The following is a 913-nucleotide window of genomic DNA, read 5'->3' as shown; positions in this document are numbered from 1 at the left end:
CCGGCCCCAGCCGTCGAGCCCGCGCCGCCGGCGGTGGCCGAAGCGCCGGCCGAGCCCATGCCCGCAGCGGCGGACGCCGACTATCTCGTGCAGGCAGGCGACACGCTGAGCGAAATCGCCAGCGGGCTGGACCGACGCGGCCGCACCCTCGACCAGACCATGCTGGCGCTGCTGCGCGCCAATCCCGACGCCTTCATCGGCGGCAACATCAACCTCGTGCGCCAGGGCGCCGTCCTGCGCATGCCGCCGGCGGAGGAACTGTCGCGCTACAGTGCCAGCGAGGCCGCCGCGATGGTCCGCACGCAGGTTGCGGAATGGCGCGAAGCCCGCGCCGCTCGCCTGCAGGCGGCCGAGATCGCACGCGCCGGTGCGGCCGGGGCCAGTGCCGCGGCGATCGCGGCAACCGGCGGCGGAGAGGAGCGGAGCAGCGAGGCACGCCTCGAGATCATGCCGGCCCTGCCGGGCGCGGGCGAGGCGGGGACAGGAACCGGCATCCAGGCCGGTGGCGAGGGACGGATGTTGCGACAGGAAATCCAGCAGACCCAGGAAACGCTCGCCGCGCGCGACGCCGAGCTTGGCGAGCTCAGGGCGCGCGTGGCCGAGCTGGAGAAGATCCAGGACCAGCAACAACAGCTCATTGCGATGAAGGACAGCGCGCTGGCAGCGGCGCGCGAGAACCTGGCGACCGCAACGGCCAGCCAGGAAGCGGCGCAAGCCCAGGCCGAAGGCCCGGTGCTGTGGCCCTGGATGCTTGCCGGGTTGGCCGTGGTGTTGCTGGCTGCGTGGTGGTTCGTGCGCCGCAATGGACGCAAGCCGCGCCCGCGCCTGTTCGATTCGGCGGAGATGGCCGCCAGCGTGCCTTCCAAGACGGCACCGGCGCCCGCGCCCGCGCGGACGGCGCCTGCGGCGCCCG

Annotated in this window: 1 protein-coding gene; it reads left to right on the top strand. The window is 73.8% G+C overall.

Features of this window, described 5'->3' with window-relative positions; genetic code table 11:
• On the top strand, window positions 1-913 hold a 913-nt coding region (locus tag QAA18_RS06495), incomplete at both ends, for a FimV/HubP family polar landmark protein (protein ID WP_279412023.1).

The organism is Luteimonas sp. 8-5, assembly GCF_029763755.1.
In the GTDB taxonomy this organism is placed as follows: Bacteria; Pseudomonadota; Gammaproteobacteria; order Xanthomonadales; family Xanthomonadaceae; genus Cognatiluteimonas.
The sequence above is the reverse complement of the archived record's forward strand: the minus strand, read 5'-3'. Positions and strand labels throughout refer to the sequence as shown.